This window comes from Shewanella sp. T24-MNA-CIBAN-0130 (genome assembly GCF_040310185.1).
Taxonomy (GTDB): Bacteria; Pseudomonadota; Gammaproteobacteria; order Enterobacterales; family Shewanellaceae; genus Shewanella; species Shewanella psychromarinicola.
On the sequence record NZ_JBEOPP010000152.1, the window covers coordinates 1 to 446 of the forward strand.

General features: G+C 46.0%; 1 protein-coding gene. It reads right to left on the minus strand.

The annotated features are described in order from the left end of the window. The coding region (locus AAEZ02_RS21875) for an MFS transporter (protein ID WP_351125044.1) at window positions 1–446 on the minus strand (446 nt) is incomplete at both ends.

The following is a 446-nucleotide window of genomic DNA, read 5'->3' on the forward strand; positions in this document are numbered from 1 at the left end:
TTGTTTGGCTGTACGCGTATTGACGTTAGTGTCTTGTGCGTCAGTGGTGTCTTGTTGATGAAATTCAGCTAATTGCTCTGGAGAGTATTCTTTGGTTGAAATAATGGTCCAACCTACGGCCAACATTAGTACCGCGCCACCAAAGTAAAATGCATAGCGTACAGAGTCGGCAATTTCGCCCGCTGGGGCGGTATTTTCCACATCAAAGACATTGGTTAAAATATATGGCAAGGCAGATGCCACCACCGCGCCAATACCAATGAAAAAGCTCTGCATTGCATAGCCTTGGGTCCGTTGGTTTTTGGGTAGATTATCGCCGACAAAAGCACGAAACGGTTCCATGGCGATATTGATTGAGGCATCCATAATCCACAACATACCCGCTGCAATCCATAAAGTAGGCGAGTGCGGCATGATAAAGAGTGACAATGTGGTTAATACTGCAC